This is a genomic window from Roseburia sp. AF42-8 (genome assembly GCF_003435965.1).
GTDB lineage: Bacteria > Bacillota > Clostridia > Lachnospirales > Lachnospiraceae > Roseburia_C > Roseburia_C amylophila.
Map to the genome: position 1 here is coordinate 1 of NZ_QTVB01000106.1, position 2,104 is coordinate 2,104.

Sequence of the window (2,104 nt, forward strand, 5' to 3'; positions counted from 1 at the left end):
GCAGAAAAATAATAAAGCAGAAGCATTTATCTATGTAGGGGATAAAAAAATAATATGGATATTTGGAATTCTGTTTTATATAATTAGCGTTTTGGAATGGGTGATTCTGTTATTTTCATTAGAAATAGCGTCACTATTTCTATTTCTTTTTTGCTGCTGTATGGTTCAGCTTGGTTTTGCAACATTTTTGTGTCAGCATTTTACATATTCGGCAGTATTTATAAAGAAAAATGAAGTATTTTACTATGCAGAAAGAAAACTAAAAAATATCCCAATCGGGCAAATCACCGGGGTTAGTGCAATGCCGGGAAATGTGGCATATCTGTTTTTTAATGAAAAAAAGGAAAGACTGTTTGAACTTCAAATGAAAAAAGCTAATGCGAGAAAAATGCTGGAATATATCATAGATAGACAGCAGAACAATTAGAACAACGAAAAGGAGCCGGTTGCAATGGGAATCAGGGAAAAGTTACATCTTTTTAAGAATAAAGATAATGCAGTGGAAAATAGTTCCAAAGAAGCAGCAAGAAAGTGTGTATTAAAAGTACAGGATAAGTTCCGCCTTAGAAATACAGATGATATCGTGGTTGTAGGTGAACTGAAGGGAAAAATACAGGTGGGTGATGCTGTCTACATGAGTAATTTTTCGGATGATGATGGAGAAATACTGGTGACAGTAGTGCTCGGAATAGAAGTTGGTCAGGGAAAAGCTGTGCGTGAAGCAGAAAACTGCCGGGTAGGATTGAAACTGGAGCAGGCAGGAACGTATCCGATAAAATGCGGAACAATGGTATATTCAAGAACCACAACAGTTGCAGAAGTACATGATGCCTATATTTCCGGTTTGGGAGATACTTATGTATCGTCAAAACAACTGGTACTTTCACAGAAAGAACTTGATGAATTAAGCATTACAGATTGCTCAGAAATCTGGCGTTTGTATGCGTGGTATAAAACGAAAGTAATTCCGGCAAAGGATGATGCTGAGAAAGAAGAAGTCCGAAAGCGGATTGGTGTAATTGCAAAATCCCTTGTTCAAAAGGTATTGGAAGCACCTGCTATTTATTGCGTATACAGTAAAATCACAGGAGAGCCGGCACTTTTTTCCCAGACAGTAGACCGACAGGATGGCACATATATGTGTACACCACCTGACATCTGGATTCTGACTAAGGCATATAAGGATATATTTAAAGTCAGATTTCCGGAAGAACGGTATGAAATCAGAGAGATTAAAAACGATGATTCCCATAAGGCAATTTACAATTTCCTGGGATACTGTTTTTATATGAATGGTGCCTGTGGAGTCAAAGTGGTAAATGAAAATACGGCAATAGCAGCACCGGAATTTGTTCCGGAGCCGGACTACAGCAATATACCGGAAATTAGCATTCCGGTTACCAACCCTGACCTGGTAAGATGGATGCTTCTGATTGCTCAGCTTGGGCAGCCGGCAACAGACGAGCAGAAACTTATTTACAAATTATATTTTAGATTTCTGTCCATAGAAATGACAAAAGCCAGGTTTATTATTCCAACCAAAACGTCAGAAGATTTTCCAGAGCCGGATGAAAATGGCAAGACAGTACTGAAAAAGGATATGCAGATTTCACTTCCGACCATAGAAGGAAAGCACAATAATGCAGCGGTCAGAATGTATACGGACTGGAAGCGGCTGCAGGATGCTATGGGAGATGGCTGGAAAGGAATGGTACAGCCGATAGAAGGAATCATTGACCAGTTTGACTGTGCCATCAATCTGACCGAGCATGAGAAAGCCGGCTGCTATGTCGATAAGGAAATGTTCCGGGAAATGCAGTCCTTTGAAAAAGATTTCCAACAAAATAATTGACAAGAAATGACAAAGAGAGTAATCTATTAACAGAAAAAGTAATTTGATGAATGGGAGTATGAGTTATAAGCGATAGCTAGTACAAATATCACATAATTCAGATATGTTGGAATTCTCCAGCGGTAATCCCCATTTGAGACTAGTTAATATATGCAGGCAAAGAGAGTTATTATGTTAGTGTATTGTGAGCTTTTATTTGCATATTAAAAATTATGAAAATCTAATTTACATAAAAATTTTCTTATGTAAGTT

2 protein-coding genes are annotated in these 2,104 nt (G+C 37.8%); both read left to right on the forward strand.

Translation table 11 applies throughout. From position 1 onward, the window contains the following. Positions 1-427 (forward strand): hypothetical protein (locus DW059_RS16015; protein ID WP_158552143.1); only part of this gene is annotated, 427 nt, incomplete at its 5' end. Positions 428-451: 24 nt separating this feature from the next. After that, positions 452-1,852, forward strand: coding sequence for an SseB family protein (locus tag DW059_RS15390; RefSeq protein WP_117699369.1), 1,401 nt, complete (start codon positions 452-454; stop codon positions 1,850-1,852). The last annotated feature ends 252 nt before the right edge of the window (positions 1,853-2,104 follow it).